We start from the raw sequence: 25198 nt of genomic DNA on the forward strand, positions 1-25198 counted from the left end.
GTGCAGCCCACTCCACCACGGGTCCGGGAGATCGTTCCACCGGGGGTCCGGGAGAGCGCTCCCTCGTGTCGTCGGGCGGACGACGGAATCGTTGAAGCACCACGTCAGCCAAGATCCAAGTCTGCTCGATCCGGAGGAAACCATTCATGAAGCCGCTGCTCGCGTCGAGACCCGTGCTGTGGTTCCTGTTCCTGTTCAATCTGATCGTCGCCGTCGCCGCGCCCTTCGTGGCCGACGGGCCACAGGCCGTCCTGACCGGTGTCGGCATGGGCGCGGTCTCGCTCGGGGCGGGCATCAGCCTGTTCCGGACCCGCCGGAAGACGGTCTGACGCCCCCGCGCGAGGCAATGTGTCCACGGACCCGGCGCCGATCTGGGGGAGTGGCCGACGACCGGGTCCGGGACAGCGCCGACCCCCGTCCCCACGGGTTCGGCGCGGGGACCGCCTTCCGCTCAAGGCGGCCCCGGCTCTGGTGAGCGAGCGCTCAGCTGCGTGCTCCTGCTTTCCGCTGCCCGTCCGCACGGTCGGGCTTCCTTGGGTCAGGCAAGCACAGGTGACTTACTTGAGTCAAGCAAGTGAATGGATATTGCTTGAGTCAGGCAAGTAGTGCGGTAGGCTGAGCGCATGTCCACGTACGGCAGCACCAGTGAGACACGATCACTCGCCCGCGGTGGCGGGCAACACCTGCTCGTCGCCGTGGACGAGCCGGACAACGCCGAACTCCTCTCCACCACGCTGGAGTTGGCCGGCTATCGGATCGGGACGGCCGGCAGCGGCACCGAAGTGGTGTCGCGGCTGGCGGAGCAACGGTTCGAACTCGTCGTCATCGACGCGGAGTTGCCGGAGATGGACGCCCTTGAGCAGGGCGGCCGACTCGTCGCGCACCGCCCGCCCGTCCTGCTGCTCACCGCCTGGGACGCCTTGGACGAGCTGCTGCCCGAACTGGGCGCGGGGGAGCGGGACTATGTCACCAAACCGTTCCGCATCGCCGAAGTGCTCGCCCGTATCCAGGTGTTACTGCGTACCAGGGGCGGCGGCCGGGACGGTGCGCTGCACTACGCCGACCTGGTCCTGGACGACACCACCTGCCAGGCGCGGCGCGGCCGGCGCACGCTCGATCTCACGCCGGCGGAGTACCGGCTGCTGCGCCACCTCCTCGTCAACGCGCACAAGGTGCTGTCCAAGGAACAGATCAGCCGGTACGTCTGGGGCGACTTCCGCGGCGACAACGCGATGGAGCAGCTGATCTCCCGCCTCCGGCGCAAGGTCGACCAGGAGGGAGCCGCGCTGATCCACACGCGCCGGGGCTTCGGCTACTGGCTCGGGAGGGCGGCGGGGTAGGGGGAGTCGAGGTTGCGCAGGTGAGCGATGTCGAGGACGTCGCCCGGTGACCACCCCCGCATCAACGAACAACACAGCAAAGGACACAGCCATGAAGGTCGAACTCGACGAACCGAAATGCGTCGCCTCCGGGCAGTGCGTAGCGGCCGCCCCCGACGTCTTCGACCAACGGGACGACGACGGCGTGGCCGTCCTCCTGGAGGAGCACCCGGGCGCCGAACTCCTCGACGACGTACGGGAAGCCGTGGCGGTCTGCCCGGCCGCGGCCATCCGGCTGGTGGAGCGGTGAAGCGGATCGTCGTCGTCGGAGCCTCGGCCGCCGGACTCGCCGCGGCCGAGACGCTCCGCCGCGAAGGCTACGACGGCACCCTCACCCTCGTCGGCGACGAGCCCCATCTGCCGTACGACAGACCGCCGTTGTCCAAGCAGATCCTCGCCGCCGAGTGGGAACCGGACCGGATCGCCCTGCGCACCCCGGCCGACCTCGCCGGGCACGACCTCGACCTGCGCCTCGGTGTCGCCGCGACCGGACTCGACCTCACCGCGCAGGAGTTGACGCTCTCGGACGGCGCGCGGGTGCCGTACGACGGGCTGATCATCGCCACCGGGGTGCGCCCCCGGCGGCTGCCAGGCGAGGGCGCGCATGTCCTGCGCACGCTCGACGACGCGCTCACACTGCGCGAACGGCTCGATCCCGGGCGGCGGTTGGTGGTGGTCGGCGCCGGGTTCCTCGGTGCCGAGGCCGCCGCCGTGGCCTGGCGTCTCGGCGCTCAAGTGACCTTGCTGGAACCGGCATCCGTGCCGCTGGCGCACGCGGTCGGCGAGCAGGTCGGCCAGGTGCTGGCCCAGGCCCACGTGGACCACGGCGTGAACCTGCGCACCGGGGTCTCCGTCACCGAGGTGACCGACGAGGGCGTACGACTCGCGGACGGCGAGGAGATCGAGGCCGACGAAGTGCTCGTCGCGATCGGCTCGTTGCCGAACACCGCGTGGCTCGCCGACAGCGGCCTCTCGGTGGGCGACGGAGTGGTGTGCGACGAGTACTGCGAGGCCGCCCGGAACGTCTACGCGGCCGGTGATGTCGCCCGCTGGTACAACCCGCTGTTCGGCACGCCGATGCGGATCGAGCACCGCACCAACGCGGCCGAGCAGGGCATGGCAGCCGCCCGCAACCTGCTCAACTCCCAGGCGCGCAAGGCGTTCGCGCCCGTGCCGTACTTCTGGTCCGACCAGTACGACATGAAGATCCAGGCCCACGGCTATCTGCGCGGTCACGAAGAAGTCGCCGTGGTGGAGGGGGACTTGGGCGAGCGGCGGTTCGTGGCCGCCTACCGCACCGGCGACCGGCTCACCGGCGCCCTCGCGGTCGGGATGCCCCCGAAGGCGATCCGCGGCTGGCGGTCGGCCATCGCCGCCGGAGTGAACTGGCAGGAGGCCGTCCATGGCGCGACGACCGGCTGAGGAACCCCGCGACGTCGTCGTGGTCACCGGTGCCGGAGGCATGGGGACGGCGATCGCCCGCCGCCTCGGCAGCGGCCGCACCCTGTTCCTCGCCGACGCCTCACGCGGCCAACTCGACCGCACCGTAGCCGCGTTGCGCGCCGAGGGCTACGCGGCGCACGGAGTCCTGACCGACATCTCCGACCGTACGGCCGTCGAGAAGCTCGCGGGGACCGCGGCCGGGGAGGGCCGGGTCGTAGCCGTGGCGCACACGGCCGGGGTCTCCGCCTCGATCGCGTCGGCGCGCACGATCCTGGAGGTCGACCTGCTGGGCACGGTCCATGTGATCGACGCCTTCGAGGCGGTTGCGGGACGCGGTACCGCGCTGGTCGCCGTGTCCAGCATGGCCGGGCACTACGCCTCGCTCGGTCCCGAGGAAGAGGCCGCCCTGGCCACCGCCCCGGCGGAGGAACTGCTCTCCCTGCCCGTCGTCACGGCCGTCGGCGACGACTCGCCGCGCGCCTACATGGTCGCCAAACGCGCCAACCACGTGCGTGTGGAGGCCGCGGCGCTCGCCTGGAACCTGCGCGGTGCCCGTATCAACACCGTCAGCCCCGGCGTGATCTCCACCGCGATGTCGAAGGCGGAGGCCGAATCGCCGCACGGCGGGCACATGTTGAAGATGCTGGGCGACTGCGGAGCCGGACGCACCGGCACCCCCGGCGAGATCGCCGACGCGGTCGCCTTCCTCACCGGCCCGCAGGCGCAGTTCATCACCGGCACCGATCTGCTCGTCGACGGCGGGCAGGCCGCGTGGGTGCGCCGGCACATGCGGCACTGACGGCCCGCCCCGGGACGGAAGGGCGGGCCTCGGTCGGTTCAGTCCCGTGATGTCAGAATGCTCAGCGCGTTCGCCGCCACGATGGCCCCGATGCCCGCCCACTCCGCCCAGCCCAGCCGCTGCCCGAGGCCGATCCACCCGACCACGGCGGCGAGCACCGGGTTGACGCTCATGAACAGCCCGAAGGCCGGAGCCGGCACCCGGCGCAGCGTGAACATGTCGGCCAGATACGGCACCGCCGATGACAGCACCCCGGCCGCCACCGCACACCCGGCCGCCGCGAGCGTCGGCGGATGCCGGACCGCGACGACGATCCCGACCGGCAGGAACATCAGCGCGGACACCCCGGCCGCGGCCGCCGAACCCCGCGCCCCGGGGATACGGTTGCCGACGGTCCGGTTGAGCAGGATGTACGACGCCCAGCACGCGGCGGCGAGCAGCCCGAGCCCCATGCCCAGGTAGTCGGCCGAGGGACGCGGCCGCATCAGCGTCACCACGCCCGCCGCGGCGATCAGCGCGTAGCAGACGTCCACGCGGCGCCTGGTCGCGGCCAGCGCTATGGACAGCGGTCCCAGGAATTCCAGCGTCACAGCGAGACCGAGGCCGACCCGGTCGATCGCGGTGTACAGGGACAGGTTCATCGTCCCGAACACCACCGCCAGCAGCAGGACCGGCCACCACTGCCGCCAGGTGAACTCCCGCAACCGGGGCCTGCCCACGGCGAACAGCACGGCCGCAGCGACGTACTGGCGCACCGCGACGACCCCCACCGGCCCGATCACGGGGAAGGCGAGCGAACCGAGCGCGGCACCGGTCTGGTTGGACAGCCCGCTGCCGGCCATGGTCGCCACCCCGGCGAGGCCCACCCGGGAAGACGGCCGCGGAGTGCCATGTGTCCTGCTGGTCAAGGGAGTTGTCGCTGCGGAGGCTCCAGGCATGCTCCGATCGTGCGCCTCACCCGAGCATGCGCAAAATGCAAGAGCCCGGCGATCTATACGCTGGAGTCATGGATCTGGAGCTGAGGCAGTTGCGGTGTCTCGTCGCGATCGTCGACGAAGGCACCTTCACGGACGCCGCCCACGTACTCGGCGTCTCCCAGGCCGCCGTCTCCCGCACCCTCGCCTCCCTCGAACAGGCCCTGGGAGTACGGCTGTTGAGGCGTACCTCCCGATCGGTGACCCCGACGAGCACCGGGCTGCGGGTGGTCGCGCACGCCCGGCGGGTCCTCGCCGAGGTCGACGACCTGGTCCTGGACGCCACCTCGGGCCACGCCCATCTGCGCATCGGCTACGCCTGGTCGGCGCTGGGACGGCACACGCTCCCCTTCCAGCGCCGCTGGGGCCGGGCCCACCCGGAGACCGACCTGCACCTGATCCGCGTCAACTCGGCCACCGCAGGACTCGGCGAAGGCGCCTGCGACCTGGCCGTCGTCCGCAGAGCGCTCGACGACCGGCGGTTCGAGTCGGCCATCGTCGGGCTGGAGCGACGGCTGTGCGCCATGGCCTCCGACGACCCCCTCGCGCGGCGCCGCTCGGTCCGGCTGGCCGACCTCGCCGGACGCACCCTCCTCGTCGACCGCCGCACCGGCACCACGACCGCCGACCTGTGGCCGCCCGACTCCCGCCCGGCCACCGAGGACACCCACGACGTCGACGACTGGCTCACCGTGATCGCCACCGGCCGCAGCGTCGGCATGACCGCCGAGTCGACCGCCAACCAGTACCCGCGGCCCGGAGTCGTCTACCGCCCGGTGCGCGACGGCGAGCCCATCGCCGTACGGCTCTCCTGGTGGAAGGACGACCCGCACCCCGCCACCCAGGCCGTGCTGGAACTGCTCACCGCGCTCTACCGCGAGACCTGAGCCGCTCACCCTGATGGCCCACGGCGGTGGCTTCCACCTGGCGCCCGCTCGACGCTGAGCCCATGAGCCCTGGTCATGCCCATCCGTCGAAACGGACGAGGATCGTCCTCCTGGTGGCCGTCGTCGTCGCGGCCCTCGTCACGGGCCTCGCGCTGCTGCCCGACACGTTCTCGGCGGACGCGGACGCGAGCGTCGCAAAGGTCACCGTCGGCGACGACGTGGGCAAGAACCTGCCGGTCACCAAGCCGACGATCGCCTGCGCCGACCTGCTCCAGAAGGACTTCGGCGCCCTCGACGACGCGGCGACCTCCGTGGCCTCCGCGACCGTCGTGGCGAAGGGCGGCACGAACGCGTACGAGTACTGCGACGTCAAGGGCACCGTAGCCCCGCAGATCCAGTTCGAACTGCGGTTGCCGACCAAGACGTACCGGCAGCGCTACCTCCAGGAAGGCTGCGGCGGCTACTGCGGCATGGTCGGCGTCAGCGCCCAGCCCGCCGCCTCGACCGGCTGCGTCCCGGTCACCGACGGCTCCTTCGCCCTCGGCCAGGACAACCAGGGCCATGTCTCCACCTCCGGCACGGGCGGCGGCTCCGCCGAGGTCTGGGCGACGAACCCGCAGCTCAAGGTGGACTTCGGCTACCGCTCCGAGCACGCCTTCGCCACCGCAGCCAAGGCGATCACGAAGGCCTTCTACGGCGCCGAGCCGACGTACTCCTACTACGACGGCTGCTCGGACGGCGGGCGCGAGACGCTGATGGAGGTGCAGCGCTACCCCGGCGACTTCAGTGCCGCGCTGGTCGGCGCCCCGGCCTTCAACCAGACCGCGCTCAACGCGATGCAGGAGGCGTATCTCTCCACCATCGACTTCCGCGCGGACGGCTCGACGATCCTGCCCGCCTCGAAGCTCGCCATGCTGCACAAGGCGGTCATCGCGAAGTGCGCCGACCCCAAGCTGAACAACGACCTCATCCAGGACCCGGCGACCTGCACGTTCGATCCCGCGAGCCTCAAGTGCTCGGACAACAAGGCCAGTTCGAGCTGTCTCACCGCCGAGCAGGTCGACGTCGTACGGAAGGCGTACGCGGGCGTGACCGCTCCGGACGGCACCCATCTCTACACCGGCGGCCAGCCCTACGGCTCCGAGACGGCCTGGGAGGGGCTGTTCATTCCGAAGGCCGGGCAGGGGCAGAGTTCGGTGCAGCTGTACGGGATCGGGCTCGGGTTCCTGCGCTGGGTCGGAAAGTGGGTGGCCGACCCGACGCTGAAGCTCGACGGGTCGTTGTTCACTGTCGACACCTTCAAGGCGTATCAGCGCGAGGTCTCCGGGATCTACGACGCCACCGACCCGGACCTCACCAAGTTCCACGAGGCCGGCGGCAAGCTGATCCAGTGGCACGGGCTGACCGACCCGAACATCCCGCCCACCGGCACCCGGGCCTACCGCCAGGCCATGATCGACGCCATGGGGCAGAGCGAGATCGACGACTTCTACCGGCTGTACCTGTTTCCCGGAGTCAACCACTGCGGCGGCGGTGACGGACCCGACAGCTTCGACCTGTTGAGCAAGCTGACCGACTGGCGGGAGACCGGCAAGGTGCCGGGCGCCGTCATCGCGTCGAAGACCAGCGGCGGCACCGGGCCCGGGGGACCGGCGGGCGGTCAGCTCGGCGCCGGCGACACGAAGGCCTCCGCGAGCAGCGGCGCGCCCACCGTCGAGTACACGCGGCCCGTCTACCCGTACCCGCGACTGGTCGCCTACGACGGCTCCGGCGACAAGAAGGACGCGGCCAACTACCGCGCCTACACGCCCGACAAGCTGCCCGACGACCACTACAAGTGGGCCGGATCCTTCACCTCCGGCTACCAGGAGTGGTGCGGGACGAAGGACGGCAAGTCGATGAGCTGCATCCGTCACAAGCCGTAGAAGAAGCGGGTTCACCGCCCGTCCATGGCAGGTCCATGGGCGGGCGGCGGCATGTCTGAGGTAAGTATGGGCCGAGCCATGCCTGCAATACGGCGGACAAAATTGTTGACAATCTTGTTTGGCTAGATTTAGGTTCGACAGGCACTCACTCAGGGAGGGCAACGATGCCGAAAGAAGCCCGTCCGAGCACCGGGGAGCAGGCCAAGCAGCATGCGCTCACGCAGCTGCGGCAGGCGATCCTGCACGGCGACATGGCACCGGCACAGCGGCTGGTGGAGAACGAACTCGCCGAGCAACTCGATGTGACGCGGGCCAGCATCCGCGCGGCGTTGATCGATCTGGCGGCCGAAGGACTGGTCGAGCGGATCCGCAACCGGGGCTCCCGGGTGCGGGTGGTGACCGTGGAGGAAGCGGTCGCCATCACGGAGTGCCGCATGGTCCTGGAAGGACTGTGCGCGGCCAAGGCGGCCGTCGCGGCCAGCGACGACCAGCTGACCGAACTGACAGACCTGGGCCGGGCCATGACCAAGGCCGTGGCCGACGGCGAGCCGGTGACGTACTCCGAGCTCAACCACGAACTGCACGACAAGGTCCGGGAGTTCTCCGGCCAGCAGACGGCCTTGGCCCTGCTGGAGCGGCTCAACGCCCAACTGGTGCGTCACCGCTTCCAGTTGGCGCTACGGCCGGGGCGTCCGCAGCAGTCCCTGAACGAGCATCTGGCCATGATCGAGGCGATCACGGCCAGGGACCCGCAGGCGGCCGAGGCGGCCGTCCGCGCCCATCTCACCAGTGTGATCGAGGCGTTGCGCGACTGAGGCGCGGCGGCTCGGCACGCCTGGGGCGGGCGCACACCTGTCCACCAAGGAGATTGACGCAATGACGCACGGCAACGCGCTCGCCTCCCCCGCGCCCGACGACACTCGCGCGGGGGGACCCCCAACACGATCGACACTCGTCGTCACGGCGCACGCCGGGGACTTCGTGTGGCGGGCGGGCGGAGCCATCGCCCTGGCAGCCGCCCGTGGCGAGAAGGTCACCATCGCCTGTCTGACCTTCGGCGAGCGCGGCGAGTCCGCGAAGGCCTGGCGCGAGGGCAAGCGGCTCGACGAGATCAAGGCGATACGGAAGGACGAAGCCGAGCGCGCCGCGGCCACCCTCGGCGCCGAGGTCCGCTTCTACGACGCCGGCGACTACCCCCTGGTCGCCACCGCCGAGCTGACCGACCGACTCGTCGCCGTCTACCGCGAGACACAGCCGGACGTCGTCCTCACCCACCCCACCGAGGACCCGTACAACGGCGACCACCCGGCCGCCAACCGGATGGCGCTGGAGGCCCGCGTCCTGGCGCAGGCCATCGGCTACCCCGGCGAGGGCGAGATCATCGGCGCCCCGCCGGTCTTCTACTTCGAGCCGCACCAGCCCGAGATGAGCGGCTTCAAGCCCGAGGTCCTCCTCGACATCACCGAGGTCTGGGACACCAAGCGCAAGGCGATGGAGTGCCTCGGCGCCCAGCAGCACCTGTGGGACTACTACACGGACCTGGCCGTCCGCCGCGGTGTCCAGCTGAAGCGCAACGCCGGCCCGAACCTGGGCCTGGCCCACAAGACGATGGCCGAGGCGTACATGCGCCCGTACCCGCAGATCGCGAAGGAGCTGGCATAACCATGGGCGGCGTCATTGTCACCAACCCGCCGAAGGCGGACGCGAAGGACGTCGAGGCGCTGGCCGCCTTCGGCGTGGCCACTGTCAGCGAGGCCATGGGCCGCACGGGTCTGCTCGGCCCGTCGATTCGCCCTGTCCAGCAGGGAGTTCGGGTCGCCGGTACCGCCGTCACCGTGCTCAGCTGGCCCGGCGACAACCTCATGATCCACGCGGCCGTGGAGCAGTGCGGCGAGGGCGACATCCTCGTCGTCACCACCACGTCCCCTTGCACGGACGGCCTGTTCGGCGAGCTGTTCGCCACCGCGCTCCAGCAGCGCGGGGTACGCGGAGTCGTCCTCAACACCGGCATCCGCGACACCCAGGAACTGCGCGACATGGGCTTCGCCGCCTGGTCCCGGGCCGTTTCCTCCCAGGGCACCGTCAAGGCCACCGGCGGCTCGGTCAACGTGCCGATCGCCGTCGACGGCCAGGTCGTCCGCCCCGGTGACGTGATCGTCGCCGACGACGACGGCGTGGTGGTCGTACCGCGAGAGAAGGCCCGCGAGACCGCCGAGAAGTCGGAGGCGCGCGAGGCGAAGGAAGCGGCCACCCGCGCCGCCTTCCTCGAAGGCCAACTCGGCCTGGACCGCTACGGGTTGCGCGACACTCTCAAGCAACTCGGCGTCGAGTACCGGTCGTACGAGGAGCACACCGGAGCCGGGTCGTGACCGGGCCCGCGGAGGTGCGCTGCATGCTGATGCGCGGCGGCACCTCCAAGGGCGCCTACTTCCTGGCCGAGGACCTCCCCGCCGACCCCGCCGAACGCGACGACCTGCTGCTGCGCGTCATGGGCAGCCCCGACCCGCGCCAGATCGACGGCCTGGGCGGCGCCCACCCGCTCACGAGCAAGGTCGGCGTGGTCTCCGTCTCGGCCGATCCCGAGGCCGACGTCGACTACCTGTTCCTCCAGGTCGCCGTCGACCGCCCCGAGGTCACCGACCGGCAGAACTGCGGCAACATCCTCGCCGGAATAGGCCCGTTCGCCGTGGAGCGGGGGCTCGTGGCCCCCGGTGACAGCGAGACGTCCGTCCGCATCCGCATGCTCAACACCGGGGAACTCGCGATCGCGAGCTTCCCCACACCGGGCGGCCGGGTCGACTACACCGGCACGGCGGAGATCTCCGGAGTCCCAGGCGCCGCGGCCCCCGTGGTCATCGAATTCCCGCAGGGCACAAGCCCGTTGCTGCCGACCGGCCGGATCCGGGACGTCGTCGCGGGCACCGAGGTGACCTGCGTCGACAACGGCATGCCGGTCGTCCTGATCCCGGCCGCCGCACTGGGCGTCACCGGCTACGAGAGCCCCAAGGACCTGGAGGAGAACCTCACGCTCGCCGACCGCCTCCGGGAGATCCGTCTGGAGGCGGGCAAGCTGATGGGTCTCGGTGACGTCGAGAACACCACTGTGCCCAAGCTCAGCCTGCTGGCACCGCCCCGGGACGGCGGCGCCGTCATGACCCGCACCTTCATCCCCGTGCGCTGCCACACCTCGATCGGCGTCCTGGGCGCCGCGAGCGTGGCGGCCGGACTGCTCCTGCCCGGCGCGGTCGGGGAGGGCATCGCGGACGTCACGCGACAAAGTGACCGAATTCGCATCGAGCATCCCAGCGGATTCCTAGACATCGAAACTAGCGTGGCCCCCGCATCCGGCGAGACCGCTCCCGTGGTCCGCAGAACCGCCGTGGTGCGCACCGCCCGCAAGATCTTCGACGGCACCGTCTTCCCCAGGCCCGCCGACACCACCCCCACCCCCACCCCCACCCCCACACCCGCACTCGTACGACCCCTTGGAGGCAACGATGGCTCCGCCGCTCGGTGACATCGCCCATATCGGCCATGCCCAGCTCTTCACCCCGGACCTGGACGCCAGTGTCGCCTTCTTCACCGACTACCTGGGCCTCACCGTCAACGGCCGGGACGGCGACACCGTCCACCTCCGGACTTACGACGACTACGAGCACCACAGCCTGGTCCTCACCGCCCGCGAACAGCCAGGCCTCGGCCGCCTCGCCCTGCGCACCTCCAGCGAGGAGGCCCTCCAGCGCCGTATCAAGGCGATCGAGGACGCGGGCGGCACCGGCAGGTGGGTCGAGGACGAACCGGGCCTCGGCAAGCTCTACGTCACCACCGACCCGGACGGCCACGAGCACGCCCTCTACTGGGAGAGCGAGCACTACCGGGCCCCCGACGAGCTGAAGCCCGCGCTGAAGAACCAGCCGCAGGCCAAACCCAACCGGGGCGTGGGAGTTCGGCGCCTCGACCACATCAACTTCCTTGCCGCTGACGTGCTTTCGAGCGCCGAGTTCCAGCAACACGTGCTGGGCGCGAGGCCGACGGAGCAGATCCAGCTCAACAGCGGGCGGATCGCGGCGCGTTGGCTGACCTACACGAACAAGTCGTACGACGTGGTCTACACGGAGGACTGGACCGGTTCGACCGGGCGGCTTCACCACATCGCCTTCGCGACCGACACCCGTGAGGACATCCTGCGCGCAGCCGATCTCGCCATCGACACAGGAGTGTTCATCGAGACCGGGCCGCACAAGCACGCCATCCAGCAGACGTTCTTCCTCTACGTCTACGAACCCGGCGGCAACCGCATCGAGTTGTGCAACCCGCTCACCCGACTCGTCCTGGCGCCCGACTGGCCGCTGATCACCTGGACCGAGGAGGAGCGGAAGAAGGGGCAGGCCTGGGGCCTGAAGACCATCGAGTCCTTCCACACCCACGGGACTCCGCCGGTCGGCTGAGCAGCGCGCGGGAGCCGTCGGAGTCACCCCCACGCGATTGTCGATGAGATTGTTGACAAAAACGTTGACTATCCGAGGGGTGACTCCTTAGCGTCTGGCGCACCAAGCACGAGAGGTAACCAACGATGTCTTCCTCCCCCTCCCCGTCCCCCGCTCTGTCCGCCCGCGGCAGCCGACTGGCCCTCCTGGTCATCGGCCTGTGCTGGCTGGCCGTCCTCTTCGACGGCCTCGACATGTTCATCTACGGCTCGGTGCTCCCGCACCTGCTGGAGACGAAGACCTTCGGTCTCACCGCGGACCAGGCCGGCGACCTCGGCAGCTACGCCACCTTCGGCATGCTGGTGGGCGCCCTGACCGCGGGCACGGTCGCGGACCGGATCGGCCGCAAGCAGCTGATGATCGCCTGCGTGACGCTCTTCTCGCTGGCCTCCGGCATCTGCGCGGTCTCCGGCAGCGTCGAGGTCTTCGGCCTCGGCCGCACCCTCGCCGGCGTCGGCCTCGGCGGGCTGCTGCCCACCGCGATCAGCATGGTCTCCGACTACGCCCCGCGCGGCCGGACCGCCCTCACCATCGGCATGCTGATGACCGCCCACCACGCGGGCGGCATCCTCTCCGCCTACGTGGCCAAGTGGCTGGTGGACCCGGTGGGTTGGCGCGCCGCCTTCTGGGTCTGCGTCCTCCCGCTGCTCTTCGTCCCGGTGCTCCTGAAGCTCCTCCCCGAGTCGCTGAGCTTCCTGGTCGCCAAGGGCCGCACCGACGAGGCCACCGCCCTCGCCGAGCGCTTCGAGGTCGAACTCCCCGCGGCCACCGGCAAGAAGACCGCGGCCGACCGCTGGGACGCCCTGCGCGACCTCTTCAGCGGCGGCCAGTGGATCCAGACCCTGCTGTACTGGTGCGCCTCCTTCGGCGGCCTGCTCCTCGTCTACGGCGTCGCCACCTGGCTGCCCACCCTGATGCGCGCCGAGGGCTACGCGCTCGCCGACGCCCTCACCTTCGTGGTCGTCTTCAACCTCGGCGGCATCGTGGGCATGCTCGCCGCGGGCCGCGCCGCCGACCGCTTCGGTGCCCCGCGCATCTCGTCCATCTGGTTCGCGCTCACCGCGGTCGGCGTCTTCCTGCTCGGCGTCCACATGAACCAGGCCGTCACGATGCTGGTCGTCTTCCTCACCGGCGTCTTCCTCAACAGCGCCCAGACGATGATCTACGCGACGGTCTCCATCCGCTCCACCCCCGACAACCGCGCCACGGCGGTCGGTTGGACCTCCGGCATGGGCCGCTTCGGCGCCGTCTTCGGCCCGTGGCTCGGCGGCCAGCTGCTCGCCTCCGGCAACGGCGACTGGGGCTTCACCTCCTTCGCCATCGCCGGTCTGTCGTCCATGGTGTTCATCGGCATCGCCGCCCTGCGCAGCGCGAAGCAGACCGAACGGACCGGCGCGGACCAGGAGTTGGTCTCCGCCCACTGACGTGACACACGAAAGCGCCCGCGTCGCGAGACGCGGGCGCTTTCGTGTGCGGCGGGTCAGTCCTTGCCCATCTGGTCCTCCGCCGACAGGTGTTCCACCGTCTTGCCCGTCTCGGTGAACGTCCGCGTCACATAGCCCGACGAGTACACCCAGAGGATGCGCAGCGGGGTGTCGCCCACGTTCCGGAACAGGTGCGGGATCGGTGAGGGCACGTACGTGGTGTCGTACTGCTCCAGCTTCGTCACCTCGCCGTCGACCACGACCTCCGCCTCGCCCTCCAGGATCGTCACGTGCTCGTCGCAGTTGTGCGAGTGCAACGGCGCTCCGGAGCCGACCGGATACACGCTCATGCCACTGGTGATCAGGTTCTCCCCGCCCGCCGACGGCGTCGTGACGAGGGGTGTCGTGACGACGGCACCGCCCCGGTCGAGTACGGGCACGGACGCGACCTTGATGATCGTGGTCATCCGGAGTTCCTTTCCACTTACACACGTCTGCGTCGAACGACGTTAGGCCTCGCGCGGGGGAATGGGTGCCCTCTGGCGTGCAGCTTTACCTTGCATTTCCAGAGGGGTGAGCTTTCCGGACCCGGCTGTAGCGTCGGCTCGCATCGCACGGCCGCACGAACCGTGCACGTAACGCGCCGGAAAGAAAAGGCAGGTATCGGCCCATGAGGCTCCCCGTTCTCACCGAAGAGGAAATGGACCCGCGCCAGCGGGAACTGGCCGCCCGCATCGCCGGCCGGCGCGGTGCCGTGCGCGGCCCCTTCCGGGTCTGGCTGCACAGCCCGGAGATGTGCGAACGGGCGGAATCCCTCGGCGCGTTCGCCCGCTTCGACAGCAGCCTCCCCAAGCACCTCAGCGAACTCACGCTGCTGATGGCCGCCCGCAACTGGGACGCGCAGTACTCCTGGAACGCCCATGTGCACCAGGCGATCGAGGCCGGAATTCCGGAGGCCGCCGTCAAGGCGATCGCCGAGAGGCGCGAGGCGGTCTTCGACAACGAAGCGGACCAGGCCTTCTACCAGTTCTGCCGCGAGATCCTCGACGACCACTTCGTCACCGACACGACCTTCGCCGCCGCGCTGGAGCACTTCGGCTCCAAGGGCCTGGTCGACACCATCGGCGCGCTCGGCAACTTCACCATGCTCGGCATGTGCCTCAACACCTTCCAGGTGGACCTCCAGGCCGACAAGGAACCCCCGTTCCCGGACATCCGCGGCTACGGCCGCATCGCCCCGGACGGCCCCGACGGCACCGAGCCACGCGCGTGACAACCCCGGGGGGAGACGCGGTACTTCGCGTCCGGGGGGTCACGAAGAGCTTCGGCGGAGCAGCCGCGCTGAAGGGGGTGGACCTCGATCTGTACCCCGGCGAGGTCCACGCGCTGATGGGCATGAACGGCGCAGGCAAGTCGACGCTGGTGCAAGTCCTTTCGGGGATCCACCAGCCCGACGGCGGCACCGTCGAGGTCAACGGCCAGGCGCAGCACGGACTTACGGTCCGCAAGGCGCGGCGGCTCGGCATCGCCTCGGTGCCGCAGCGCCGCGAACTGGCGATGGGGCTCACCGTCGCCGAGAACGTCATGCTGGGCGACCTGCCCACCCGGGCCGGTGCCGTGCGCTGGAAGGTCGTCAACTCGCAGGCCCGCACGGCACTTGAGGCTCTCGGCATCGACATCGACGTGACCCGCACCGCGGGCTCGCTCACCGTCGCCGAACAGACCATGGTCGAGGTGGCCCGCGAGGTCCGCCGCGGCGGACGCATCCTCATCCTCGACGAACCGACCGCCTGTCTGAGCGCCGAAGCGGCGCACCAGATAAGGGAGTTGGTGCGCACCCTGCGCGACGAGGGTGTGGCCGTCGTCTACATCTCGCACTACATCGACGAGGTGCTGGCCGTCGCCGACCGCGTGACGGTGCTGCGGGACGGAGCCGTCGTACGCGGCGCGCCCGCCGCCGAGTTCGACGCCGCCGCACTCGTACGGAGCATGGTGGGAAGGGACGTTGTGTCCCAGCGGTCCCAACGGCCCGCTCCCAAGGACGAGATCGGGCTGGCCGTGCGCGGTCTCACCGACGGCCGGGCCGTACGGGACTTCACCGTCGAGGTGCACAAGGGCGAGATCGTCGCCGTGCTCGGCCCGGCCGGGGACGCGCAGTCACGTCTCTTCGACCTGCTCTCCGGGCGCCGCCGCCCCGACACCGGCGACCTCGCCGTGGACAGAACTCCCGTGCCGTTCGGCCGAGTTCACGCCTCGCTCGCCAGCGGCCTGCGCTGTGTCACCGGCGACCGCCGCGCCCTGGGCCTCGTCCCCGAACTCTCCCTGGACGAGAACCTGATGCTGGCCGGCGACCGCTTCGCCCGCCGCCGCACCCACCGACGTGCCCAACTCGCCCGCCGAGCGGCCCCGTTGCGCCGCGGCTACGGCGTGGTCGCCCTCGCAGGCAACCCACCCGTGGGCGCGCTGTCCGGCGGCAACCAGCAGAAGGTGCTGCTCGCCAAGTGGCTCCAGACGGAGCCGGTCGCCTGCTTCCTGGAGGACCCCACCAACGGGGTCGACATCGCGGCCATGGCCGACATCCACGCCCTCCTCGACGACCTCGCCTCGCGCGGAGTCGCCGTGCTGCTCGCCTCCTCCTCCGCCGAGGAGGTCATGCGCCTCGCCGACCGGGTCGTCGTCGTCAGCGCCGGCCGGACCGTCGCCGAGCACGACATCGACGCCATCACCCACGACGAACTCGTCGCCACCGCCCTCGGAGGTCAACCGCAGTGAGCGTCAAGACACTTGCCGACGCCCCCGGCGTCTCCGAACCGCCCGAGAAGGCACGCCCCAGGCTCTCGCTCGCCGCGCTGCGCGGCGCCCCGCACACCGGTCTGATCGCCGTGCTGGTCGTCGTGATCGTGGCCACCTCGCTGCGGACCGACTCGTTCGCCACCGACACGAACGTCATCAACATCCTGCGCCAGGTCAGCGTCGTCGCCGTGATCGCGGCCGGACTCACCCTGCTGATGACCGCGGGCGGCATGGACTTCTCCATGGGCAGCAACGTCGCCGTGACGACCGCGGTCGGGGCGCAGCTGCTGGCGCACGGCCACTCCACGGCGTTCGCCGTCGTCGCCTGTCTGGTGCTGGCCACGCTGATCGGACTGGTCAACGGGGTGGTCGTGACGTTCACCAATGTCGCCCCGTTCGTCGCGACCCTGGCGACGGCGACCCTCCTGGACGGCGTCGCCCTGCTCGTCCTCGACAGCGTCAGCGTCTCCATCGGCACCAAGATGTTCGCCCTCGGCAACAACAAGATCCTCGGGGTGCCGTACCTGCTGGTCGTCGCGATCCTCGTGCTGGTGGCCACCGCCCTGGTCATGCGGTTCACCGTGTTCGGCCGCGACGCCTTCGCGATCGGCGGCAACGAGCACGTCGCCCGCCTGAGCGGGATCAACGTCACCGCCCGCAAGCTCTCCCTCTACGCCCTCACCGGCGCCCTGTCCGGACTGGCCGGCCTGATGCTGCTGTCCCGGCTCAGCGGCAGCAGCCCCGGCACGGGCGGACTCTCCCTCCAGCTCCAGGCCGTCGCCGCGGTCGTCATCGGCGGCACCGCCCTGGCAGGCGGCTACGGCACCGTCGTAGGCACCGCGCTCGGGGTGGTGCTCCTCGGTGTCGTCGCCAACGCGCTGAACCTGCTCCAGGTCTCCAGCAACTACCAGTCGGTCTCCGTCGGCGGAGTGCTGCTCATCGCGGCCGTCGCCAACGAGATGCACAAGGCACGTTCCGCACGTCATTGACCGGAATTGTCCGGCCCCACTCACCGCATCCCCATACACAAGGCGGTTCACCATGAGAATTTCGGTCCGTTCCCACAGAGCCGTGCTCGCCGCGTTCGCCGGCGGCACCCTCGTACTGAGCGGCTGCGGCAGCGGTGACGACAGCGGGAGTTCCGGCGATGTCACCCTCGGGTTCGTCAACGGCGGTGACACCGAGTTCCACAGCTGTCTCCAGAAAGCGGTCGAGCAGACGGCGAAGACGGAGAACGCCAAGGTCTTCACCGCCAACTCGCACCAGAATTCCACCACCGAGCTGTCCAACATCGAGGACATGACCTCGCGCAGTGTGAGCGCGCTGATCGTGCAGACGGTGAATGTCGACGCGCTCAAGGGCGACATCGCCAAGGCGAAGGCCGCGAACATACCGATCTATCTGACCTCCGTGGCCACCGGCGACGTGAACGACATCCTCGGCGCGGCCGTCGTCGACCTGGGCAAGCTCGGCGCCCTGGACGCTGGCTGGATCGCGCAGGACGCGGGCGGCGAGAGCGTCCAGGTCGGCGTGATCGCGGGGGCACCCGGCGCGGCCTCCGACCTGATGGTGGGCGGCTTCACGAAGGCGCTGCCGAGCACCGCGAAGGTGGTCGCGAACCAGCCAGGTATGTTCAATCCGGTCAAGGCGCAGGACGTGGCCGAGAACATGATCCAGGCGCACCCCGACCTCCAGTACGCGTTCGTCGCCTCGGAGGACATGGCGCTGGCCGCCCGCAAGGCGTTCGACGCGGCCGGCAAGAAGGACGTGAAGATCGTGACCGCCAACGGCACCGACGAGGGCCTGGCCGCCGTCAAGGACGGACGGCTCTCCGCCACCGTCGCCAACTCGGCCATGTCGATCGGGCAGACCGCGGTCAAGAACGCCGTCGGCCTCCTGGCCAAGAAGAAGGTTGACAAGATTGCCAACATTCCTCTTTTGTTGGTCACCAAGGACAACCTGAACAAGGCACCCCAGTACTGCCCCAAGTAGCACAGCCGCGTGGGCAGCGATGCCTGTCCCCGCACTGTCCCGAGCCGCCCGTCCGGCACGTCGCCGGAATGTCCTGACAGAGCCGCTGCAAGGACATTCCGGATCCCGCCGGACCCCTACGCACGACCGGCACCGCCGCCGGGGCCCACCCCTGGCACACGTGGGCCTCCGGAGGAATCATGGACCGACTGCTCCTCATGCACAGCTTCGTCACCGTCGCCCAGACGGGCAGCTTCAGCGGTGCCGCCAAGAAACTCGGCTCGTCGGGCTCACTCGTCTCGCGCCACGTCGCCGAACTGGAGCGACAGGTGGGCGTCCGCCTCGTCAACCGCACCGCCCGCTCGGTGAGCCTCACCGAACCCGGGCTCCGGTACGCCGAGTTCGCGGCCCGCATCCTCGACGAGATCGAGGCCGAGGACGCCGTCATCTCGCACCTCCACGACCGCGCCGAGGGCACCCTCAGCATCATCTGCCCCAAGTGGATAGGCAGCCTGGACCTCGGAGACGCGATCGCCGCGTTCTCCGCCGCCCACCCCAAGATCCACGTCCGCTTCGAACTGGGCGGCATGTCGGACCGTACGTACGACTTCCTGGACAGCGGCTTCGACGTGGCCTTCCACACCCGCGACCTGCGGGATTCGAGCGTCCGGCTGAAGAAGATCGCCTCCCTGCCCTTCGTGCTCTGCGCCTCCGAGAAGTACCTGGAGCGCTGCGGCCCGCTCACCGAGCCCAACGGCCTCGCCCACCACGAGTGCCTCGTCCACGTCAACGACCCCGTCTGGCGCATCGGCCACGGACACACGAGCACCCTGCACAAGATCCGAAACGTGGCGTTCTCCTCGAACTCCTACCTCGCGCTCCAGAAGGCCGCCGTCCACGGCCGCGGCATCGCCCTGCTACCGCAGCGCCCGGCCTACGACGACCTCCTCTCCGGCGCCCTCAAGGTCCTGCTGCCCGAACTCGCCGTACCCGACCGCCCGCTGTTCGCGATCTACGGCCCCGGCCAGGCCACCCCGCGCAAGGTCAGCGTCTTCCTGGACTTCCTCGCCGAATGGTTCTCCCAGAACCCCATTCCGGCCATCCGCGCGTAGCTGCAAGAAACGATTGCGAATTCGGGCGAGCTCGGACCATTGAGGCCTTCCCGCCCTGAAATCTAGGCTCGCCGGGCGACCCGCGAAACGAGGCATCCATGGGAATCCAGAGAATCGAATCGGTCACCTACGGCATCGACGACGTAGACGAATGTGTCCGTTTCTTCGGCGACTTCGGGCTGTTCCTGCTGGAGCGCACCGAGGAGCACGCGGTGTTCGAGACGCTCGCCGGGCAGACCCTGCACCTGGACACCGTGCCCGGCCCCCTGCTGCCGCCGCCGGTGGAGGCCGGGCCGACGATCCGTGAGGTCGTCTGGGGCGTCGACGCCCCCGAGGAACTGGCTCGGCTGGTCGCCGCCGCCGGCCGGGACCGCAAGGTCCACGAGAGCGCCGACGGGGTCTTCCACACCGTGGACGAGAGCGGCTTCGGCGTCGGACTCACCCTGGCCCGCCCGAAGATCACGGATGTCACCCCGCGCCCCGCCAACGCGACGGGCAGCGTCGACCGCTGGAACACCGCGCTGGAACCGCTCACCCGGGCCTTTCCGCTGCGCATGTGCCATGTCGCGCTGAACATCGTCAAGGAGGGCCGCGAGGAGGCCGTCGCGTTCTACACCGAGCGGCTCGGCTTCCGGCCCACCGACATCGTCGAACCGATGGGCGTGTTCATGCAGGCACCGGGCGACGACGACCAGCACACCATGCTGCTGTGCCACCGCCCCGACCGCGCAGGCGTCAACCACATCGCCTACGAGGTCCCCGGCTTCGACGACGTCATCGAGGGCGGCAACCACATGATCGAGCGCGGCTGGCGGGAGGCCCGCAAACTCGGCCGCCACACGGTCGGCTCGAACGTCTTCCGGTTCGTCCACGCCCCCTGCGGAGGCCGCGTCGAGTACGCGGCCGACATGGACCGCGTCGACGACACCTACGAGACCCGCGTCCACGAGACCACCCCACCGCACCACATCTGGGCACTGCGCTCCAACCGCGACCAGGACGCCCCCGCCAACTGACTCTCCTCCCGCCTTTCCAGCCTGAGAGGGCACCCACTCATGACCTCCGACCACGGCTACCCCGCCGTCCGCATGTACATCGCGGGCGAGTGGTGCCAGGGCGGCACCGGACGGACCGCCCCGATCGTGAACCCGGCCACCGAGAAGGTGATCGGCGAAGTCCCCCTCGCCACCACCGCCGACCTCGACCGCGCCCTCGACGCGGCCACCGAGGGCTTCCGCACCTGGCGCGCCACCCCGATAGCCAAGCGCTCCGCGATCCTGCACGCCGCCGCCGACCTCATCACCGAACGCGCCCCCGAGATCGGCCGGATCATGGCCCAGGAGCAGGGCAAGCCGCTCCGCGAGGGCACCACCGAGGCCCTGCGCACCGCCGACACCCTGCGCTGGCACATCGAGGACGCCCGCCGCGCCTACGGCCGGATCATCCCGTCCGCCCTCGGCACCGTCCTCACCGTCCGCCGCGAACCCGTGGGCCCCGTCGCCGCGTTCGTGCCGTGGAACTTCCCCGTGGGCGGCCCCAATCGCAAGCTGTCCTCGGCCCTCTCCGCGGGCTGCTCGATCGTCATCAAGGCCTCCGAGGAGACCCCGGGCACGGCCGCCGCCCTCGTCGCCTGCTACGCCGACGCCGGACTCCCGGCCGGTGTTCTCAACCTCGTCTTCGGTGAACCGGCCGAAGTCTCCGCCCACTTGATCCCCTCGCCGCGGATCCGCCTGGTCGCCTTCACCGGCTCCGTCCCGGTCGGCAAACTCCTCGCGGCCCAGGCGGGCGAGGTCATGAAGCCCACCCTGATGGAACTGGGCGGCCACGCCCCGGTCATCGTCTGCGCCGACGCCGACCCGGTGAAGTCCGCCCGCAAGGCGGCCCAGGCGAAGTTCTTCAACGCGGGCCAGGTGTGCACCTCACCCAGCCGCTTCTTCGTCCACGAGAGCATCGTGGCGGACTTCACCGCCGAGTTCGTGCGGGCCGCCGAGCAAGTCACCGTGGGAGACGGCCTCGACGCCGACACCACCATGGGCCCGCTCGCCAACGAGCGCCGGTTGCAGGCCATGGAGGAACTGGTGGCCGACGCCGTCTCGCGCGGCGCCAAGATACTCACCGGCGGCCAACGCCTCGCGCGCGACGGCTACTTCTACGCCCCGACCGTCCTCACCGACGTACCGGCCGACGCGAAGCTGCTGCACGAGGAGCCCTTCGGCCCGCTCGCGCCGATCGTCCCGTTCACCGACCTCGACGAGACCCTCGCCCTCGCCAACGCCCTGCCGTACGGCCTCGCCGCCTACGGCTTCACCGAGTCCGCCGCCACCGCCGAGAAGCTCTCGGACGCGCTGGAGGCCGGCATCCTCTCCATCAACCACTGCGGCGGCTCCGTCGCCGAGGCCCCCTCCGGCGGCGTCAAGGAGAGCGGCTACGGCAGGGAAGGCGGCCCCGAGGCCCTCGACGCCTACCTGATCACCAAGCGCGTCTCCCACCTGCTGGCGGGCTGAACCGCCATGAGGTACACGCGCGTTGCGGTCGGCGGCCGGGCGGTCTGGGGCCGCGTGGGGGAGGAGGACATCGAGCTGCTGTCCGAGTCCCCTCTGGACGGCGATCCGTCCGTCATCGGCTCGGTGTCGGTCGCCGACGCCCAGTGGCTGCCCGTCGTCGTCCCGCCCGTGTTCTACGCGGTCGGCATGAACTACCCGCGGCACATCGCGCACGCCGGCGCCGAGACCCCGGACCGACCCGAGGTCGGCTATCGCGCCAACAACGCGCTCACCGGCCACCGTTCACCCATCGTCAAGCCGGACGGGGTCGAGGGCCGCTTCGAGGCCGAGCCCGAACTCGTCGCCGTCATCGGCCGCACCCTGCGGCACGCCACGTACGAAGAGGCCCGCAAGTCGGTCTTCGGCTGGACCATCGGCAACGACGTCAGCGCCCGCACCTGGCAGCACCAGGACCGCTCCTTCTGGCGCAGCAAGAACAGCGACACGTTCAAGCCGATGGGGCCCTGGATCGACACCGACGTCGACGCGCTCGCTCAGACCACAACTCTCCGTGTGAACGGGGAGGTTCGCGCCTCGTTCGCCACCGGCGACATGGTCTTCGACCCGTTCGACCACATCGTCGAGCTCACCAAGCACATCACCATGCACCCGGGGGACGTGCTGTGGATGGGCGCCGAAGCCACCTGCCAACTCGAACCCGGGGACACCGTGGACATCGAGATCAGCGGTATCGGCGTCCTGTCCAACCCCGTACACAGTGAAGGGAATCCGTCATGAGCAGCGCACCCCGCTACATCCACCACGTCAACTTCCCCACCACCGACCCCGACCGGACCGCCGAGTGGTACACGAAGGTCTTCGGGATGAAGCGGATCATGCCCAAGTCCAACACCCGTGTGGTGCTGATGACTCGTGGCAACTTCGACCTGCACTTCACCCCGGTTGAGGAGATGGAGCGCATGGCGCCCTATCACTTCGCCGTCGAGGTGGACGACTGGGACGACTTCCTCGCCCACCTCAAGGACCTGGGCATCCGGCACACCCGGCCCATCGAACGCCCCGAGAACCAGTCGAAGTTCTGCTACATCCACGACCCCGACCACACCATGATCGAGCTCGTCTTCCACGGCCGCCGCCCCAACTAACCACGCGCGTACAGGAGTTAACCCCCATGCCCATCGCCGACTCCGACGGCACCTCCATCTACTACGAGCGCCACGGCAGCGGTCCGGCGATCCTGTTCGTGCACGGCAGCGGCGGCCACCACGCCGCCTGGTGGCAGCAAGTGGCCGCACTGCGCGAGGAGTTCACGGTCGTCACCGTGGACCTGCGCGGCTTCGGCAAGTCCGATTCATCGATGCCGGAGTTCGACGGCCAGGACTTCCCGGGTGATGTCGTAGCCGTACTCGACCAAGAGGACCTGACCGACGCGATGCTCGTCGGCCAGTCCATCGGCTCCGTGGCCGCTCTGCGCGCCGGACTGCTGCGGCCCGAACGGGTCGGCTCCGTCGTGCTCGGCCACTCGCTGGGCGGCATCAGCCACCCCGAGTTGAAGGAACTCGCCGCAGCCGACCGCGCCGAGGCCGTCAAACTCCCGGTCATCGACCGCCTGTTGACGAAGCGTTTCCAGGAGCAGCGGGCCGACCTCACCTTCCTCTTCCAGCAGATGGGCACGTTCAACGTCGCCAGGATGCAGGACCTGCGCAACCTCGACACCAACGGCCCGTCCCTGGACGACATTCAGGCCTCCGGCGTCAAGGTCGCCTTCCTCGCGGGCGAGAAGGACGCGGTGCTCAGCGTGAAGACCGTGACCCGCGCCCACGAACTGCTGCCCGGCTCACACCTGGAGATCGTCCCGGACGCCCCGCACTCCATGTACTGGGAGACGCCCGCCGAGTACAACGCCGCCGTCGCCCACCTGCGCCGCACCCTCACCGCACCGAAGGAAGCAGCATGAGCAGCCTCACCCTGGACGCCGCCGAGGAGATCATCGACGCCGCCCACAAGCGCGCCCAGTCGCTAGGGAAGGCGGTGAGCGTGGCCGTCGTGGACGCCGGCGGCTTCCCCATCGCCATCCGCCGCCCGGACGGCGCCCGCCCGCTCACCCCGGACATCGCCCGCGCCAAGGCGTACACGGCGGCCATCATGCAGCGGCCCGGCAAGATGCTGAAGAAGTGGCAGGAGAGCCAGCCGGTCTTCTTCTCCCAGCTCTCCCAACTCCCGGGCGCCGCAATGCCGATCATGGCCACCGAAGGCAGCCTCACCATCAAGAAGGACGGCGAGATCATCGGCGGCCTCGGCATCGCGGGCGGCACCGCGGACGAGGACCAGCAGATCGCCGAGGAGGTCCTCGCCTCGCTCGGCTACGAACTGGAGTTCGCCGCCTGGGGAGTCGCGGGCAAGCCCGCCCCCTCCGCGCCCTCGTCCGGAAAGGACGCATAACCCATGGCGGATACGTTCAACTACCGCATCGACCACCACGGCAGCCTGGTCCGCCCGGTCGAACTGACCGCGGCCCGCGCGGCAGGCGACCCCGAGGCGCTGAAGGAGGCGGAGCTCCAGGCGGTCAAGGAAGCCGTCGTCCTCCAACGCAAGCTGCGCTCCACCGTCGTCACGGACGGCGACTACCCGCGAGAGGACTTCCGCAGCGCGGTCCTTGACGGAGTATCAGGTTTCCGGCGCACGGACGAGACCGACGCCGACGGCCTGGTGCGCTGGGTCGCGGAGTCCCTGCCGAAGGCCAACGGCCCGCTCCTCGCGGACTGGGCGGCCCACCTCGCCGAACTGACGGTGATCGCCCCGAAGGCCTCGCTGCCCTCGCCCGCGTATCTCGCCGCCACCACCTTCGAGCCCGGTCACGGCCCGTCCTCCGCACGGGAGTTGGGGGAGGCGCTGGCAGAGATCGTCGTAGCGGAGATCGAGTCGCTGGTCGCCAAGGGCGTACGCCTGATCCAGCTCAACAACCCGCTGCTGCTCGGCCAGTTGGCCACCGACCCGGCCGCGCCCGGCGCGCTCTCCTTCGAGGACGCCCTCGCCGTGGACGCCTTGGCGGTACGGCTGGACGAGCGCCCCGAGGGCGTACGGATCGCGCTGGCCCCCGGCCCGGTCGCCCCCGCCTCGGTCGACCTGTCCCGTGCCGAGCAGCTCTACGGCGGGATCGGCGCCGACCGTTGGATCCTGCCCTTCGACCAGGGCACCCCGGCCGAACTCGCCCTGGTCAAGGCCCTGCCCGAGGACCGTGACTTCTGCCTGGGTGTCGTCGACGCGACCGTGCCCGCGCTGGAGGACATCGACACGGTGATGGCGAGGCTCGACGCGGTCGGCGAGTTCAAGGACCTGGAGGACGGGGCCGTAGCGCCGTCCCGGGGCTTCGCCGACGTGGCGAGCAGGCCGCTGCTGACCAGCGAGGAACAGCGCCGGAAGATCGAGCTGGTGGAGACGATCGCCCGGTACGTCTGGGGCAACGAGTTCTGATGCGTGAGCCGGGAAGCGCGACACCG

General features: G+C 70.0%; 27 protein-coding genes. 25 read left to right on the top strand and 2 right to left on the bottom strand.

Annotated elements, in window-relative coordinates:
• Positions 1 to 146 precede the first annotated feature (146 nt).
• The 5 genes from ACWIHT_RS02030 (at position 147) to ACWIHT_RS02050 (ending at position 3621) form a co-directional block, all read left to right on the top strand.
• A complete protein-coding gene (locus tag ACWIHT_RS02030; RefSeq protein WP_456163384.1) occupies positions 147 to 329 on the top strand; it encodes a hypothetical protein in 183 nt (60 codons plus the stop codon).
• A gap of 294 nt (positions 330 to 623) precedes the next feature.
• Positions 624 to 1340: a response regulator transcription factor gene (locus ACWIHT_RS02035; protein WP_456163386.1), complete on the top strand. Its 717-nt coding sequence runs from the start codon at positions 624 to 626 to the stop codon at positions 1338 to 1340.
• 91 nt (positions 1341 to 1431) lie between these two features.
• Positions 1432 to 1629 (top strand): ferredoxin, encoded by a 198-nt coding sequence (locus tag ACWIHT_RS02040; RefSeq protein ID WP_456163388.1) that lies wholly within the window; start codon positions 1432 to 1434, stop codon positions 1627 to 1629.
• Positions 1626 to 2801 (top strand): NAD(P)/FAD-dependent oxidoreductase, encoded by a 1176-nt coding sequence (locus tag ACWIHT_RS02045; RefSeq protein ID WP_456163390.1) that lies wholly within the window; start codon positions 1626 to 1628, stop codon positions 2799 to 2801. Before ACWIHT_RS02040 ends, ACWIHT_RS02045 begins: the two co-directional genes overlap by 4 nt.
• A complete protein-coding gene (locus tag ACWIHT_RS02050; protein WP_456163392.1) occupies positions 2782 to 3621 on the top strand; it encodes an SDR family oxidoreductase in 840 nt (279 codons plus the stop codon). Before ACWIHT_RS02045 ends, ACWIHT_RS02050 begins: the two co-directional genes overlap by 20 nt.
• Before the next feature lie 38 nt (positions 3622 to 3659).
• Here ACWIHT_RS02050 and ACWIHT_RS02055 read toward each other — a convergent pair whose 3' ends face one another.
• Positions 3660 to 4463, bottom strand: a complete 804-nt coding sequence (locus ACWIHT_RS02055; protein WP_456163394.1) for an EamA family transporter — start codon at positions 4461 to 4463, stop codon at positions 3660 to 3662.
• Positions 4464 to 4627: 164 nt separating this feature from the next.
• Here ACWIHT_RS02055 and ACWIHT_RS02060 point away from each other — a divergent pair, with 164 nt between their 5' ends.
• The 8 genes from ACWIHT_RS02060 to ACWIHT_RS02095 all read left to right on the top strand — a co-directional run bounded on the left by ACWIHT_RS02060 (position 4628) and on the right by ACWIHT_RS02095 (position 13318).
• A complete protein-coding gene (locus ACWIHT_RS02060; RefSeq protein WP_456163396.1) occupies positions 4628 to 5482 on the top strand; it encodes a LysR family transcriptional regulator in 855 nt (284 codons plus the stop codon).
• A gap of 62 nt (positions 5483 to 5544) precedes the next feature.
• Positions 5545 to 7407, top strand: coding sequence for a tannase/feruloyl esterase family alpha/beta hydrolase (locus ACWIHT_RS02065; protein WP_456163398.1), 1863 nt, complete (start codon positions 5545 to 5547; stop codon positions 7405 to 7407).
• Between the two features lie 164 nt (positions 7408 to 7571).
• The gene (locus ACWIHT_RS02070) at positions 7572 to 8222 is read left to right on the top strand and encodes a GntR family transcriptional regulator (RefSeq protein WP_456163400.1); all 651 of its coding nucleotides are present in this window, start codon (positions 7572 to 7574) and stop codon (positions 8220 to 8222) included.
• 61 nt (positions 8223 to 8283) lie between these two features.
• On the top strand, positions 8284 to 9069 hold the full coding sequence (locus ACWIHT_RS02075) for a PIG-L deacetylase family protein (RefSeq protein ID WP_456163402.1): 786 nt from the start codon (positions 8284 to 8286) through the stop codon (positions 9067 to 9069).
• Positions 9070 to 9071: 2 nt separating this feature from the next.
• A complete protein-coding gene (locus ACWIHT_RS02080) occupies positions 9072 to 9776 on the top strand; it encodes a 4-carboxy-4-hydroxy-2-oxoadipate aldolase/oxaloacetate decarboxylase (RefSeq protein ID WP_456163404.1) in 705 nt (234 codons plus the stop codon).
• Complete coding sequence (locus ACWIHT_RS02085; RefSeq protein WP_456163406.1) at positions 9773 to 10924, top strand: 4-oxalomesaconate tautomerase; 1152 nt, start codon at positions 9773 to 9775, stop codon at positions 10922 to 10924. The genes ACWIHT_RS02080 and ACWIHT_RS02085 overlap by 4 nt, the downstream gene beginning before the upstream one ends.
• Entirely contained in the window at positions 10905 to 11855 is a 951-nt protein-coding gene (locus ACWIHT_RS02090) for a catechol 2,3-dioxygenase (protein ID WP_456163408.1), read from the top strand. Before ACWIHT_RS02085 ends, ACWIHT_RS02090 begins: the two co-directional genes overlap by 20 nt.
• A gap of 125 nt (positions 11856 to 11980) precedes the next feature.
• Entirely contained in the window at positions 11981 to 13318 is a 1338-nt protein-coding gene (locus ACWIHT_RS02095) for an MFS transporter (RefSeq protein ID WP_456163410.1), read from the top strand.
• A 56-nt stretch (positions 13319 to 13374) separates the two neighbouring features.
• On the opposite strand, the gene ACWIHT_RS02100 is transcribed toward ACWIHT_RS02095, so the two are convergent.
• Positions 13375 to 13785 carry a cupin domain-containing protein gene (locus ACWIHT_RS02100; protein WP_456163412.1) on the bottom strand — a complete coding sequence of 137 codons (411 nt, stop codon included), beginning with the start codon at positions 13783 to 13785 and terminating at the stop codon, positions 13375 to 13377.
• A 233-nt stretch (positions 13786 to 14018) separates the two neighbouring features.
• Here ACWIHT_RS02100 and ACWIHT_RS02105 point away from each other — a divergent pair, with 233 nt between their 5' ends.
• The 12 genes from ACWIHT_RS02105 to ACWIHT_RS02160 all read left to right on the top strand — a co-directional run bounded on the left by ACWIHT_RS02105 (position 14019) and on the right by ACWIHT_RS02160 (position 25172).
• Positions 14019 to 14591 (top strand): carboxymuconolactone decarboxylase family protein, encoded by a 573-nt coding sequence (locus ACWIHT_RS02105; protein WP_456164561.1) that lies wholly within the window; start codon positions 14019 to 14021, stop codon positions 14589 to 14591.
• Positions 14592 to 14668: 77 nt separating this feature from the next.
• Positions 14669 to 16090, top strand: a complete 1422-nt coding sequence (locus ACWIHT_RS02110) for a sugar ABC transporter ATP-binding protein (protein WP_456163414.1) — start codon at positions 14669 to 14671, stop codon at positions 16088 to 16090.
• Positions 16087 to 17100 (top strand): ABC transporter permease, encoded by a 1014-nt coding sequence (locus ACWIHT_RS02115; RefSeq protein ID WP_456163416.1) that lies wholly within the window; start codon positions 16087 to 16089, stop codon positions 17098 to 17100. The genes ACWIHT_RS02110 and ACWIHT_RS02115 overlap by 4 nt, the downstream gene beginning before the upstream one ends.
• 52 nt (positions 17101 to 17152) lie before the next feature.
• Positions 17153 to 18103 (top strand): sugar ABC transporter substrate-binding protein, encoded by a 951-nt coding sequence (locus tag ACWIHT_RS02120; RefSeq protein WP_456163418.1) that lies wholly within the window; start codon positions 17153 to 17155, stop codon positions 18101 to 18103.
• A gap of 179 nt (positions 18104 to 18282) precedes the next feature.
• Positions 18283 to 19194 (top strand): LysR family transcriptional regulator, encoded by a 912-nt coding sequence (locus ACWIHT_RS02125; RefSeq protein ID WP_359603682.1) that lies wholly within the window; start codon positions 18283 to 18285, stop codon positions 19192 to 19194.
• A gap of 98 nt (positions 19195 to 19292) precedes the next feature.
• Entirely contained in the window at positions 19293 to 20210 is a 918-nt protein-coding gene (locus ACWIHT_RS02130; protein ID WP_456163421.1) for a VOC family protein, read from the top strand.
• Between the two features lie 39 nt (positions 20211 to 20249).
• Entirely contained in the window at positions 20250 to 21698 is a 1449-nt protein-coding gene (locus ACWIHT_RS02135; protein ID WP_456163423.1) for an NAD-dependent succinate-semialdehyde dehydrogenase, read from the top strand.
• 6 nt (positions 21699 to 21704) lie between these two features.
• The gene (locus ACWIHT_RS02140; RefSeq protein WP_456163425.1) at positions 21705 to 22475 is read left to right on the top strand and encodes a fumarylacetoacetate hydrolase family protein; all 771 of its coding nucleotides are present in this window, start codon (positions 21705 to 21707) and stop codon (positions 22473 to 22475) included.
• On the top strand, positions 22472 to 22843 hold the full coding sequence (locus ACWIHT_RS02145; protein ID WP_019069936.1) for a VOC family protein: 372 nt from the start codon (positions 22472 to 22474) through the stop codon (positions 22841 to 22843). The genes ACWIHT_RS02140 and ACWIHT_RS02145 overlap by 4 nt, the downstream gene beginning before the upstream one ends.
• A gap of 26 nt (positions 22844 to 22869) precedes the next feature.
• A complete protein-coding gene (locus tag ACWIHT_RS02150; protein ID WP_456163428.1) occupies positions 22870 to 23655 on the top strand; it encodes an alpha/beta fold hydrolase in 786 nt (261 codons plus the stop codon).
• Positions 23652 to 24140 carry a GlcG/HbpS family heme-binding protein gene (locus ACWIHT_RS02155; RefSeq protein ID WP_456163430.1) on the top strand — a complete coding sequence of 163 codons (489 nt, stop codon included), beginning with the start codon at positions 23652 to 23654 and terminating at the stop codon, positions 24138 to 24140. The genes ACWIHT_RS02150 and ACWIHT_RS02155 overlap by 4 nt, the downstream gene beginning before the upstream one ends.
• Before the next feature lie 3 nt (positions 24141 to 24143).
• On the top strand, positions 24144 to 25172 hold the full coding sequence (locus ACWIHT_RS02160; protein ID WP_456163432.1) for a methionine synthase II (cobalamin-independent)-like protein: 1029 nt from the start codon (positions 24144 to 24146) through the stop codon (positions 25170 to 25172).
• Positions 25173 to 25198: the final 26 nt, after the last annotated feature.

This window comes from Streptomyces sp. NPDC002276 (genome assembly GCF_053891435.1).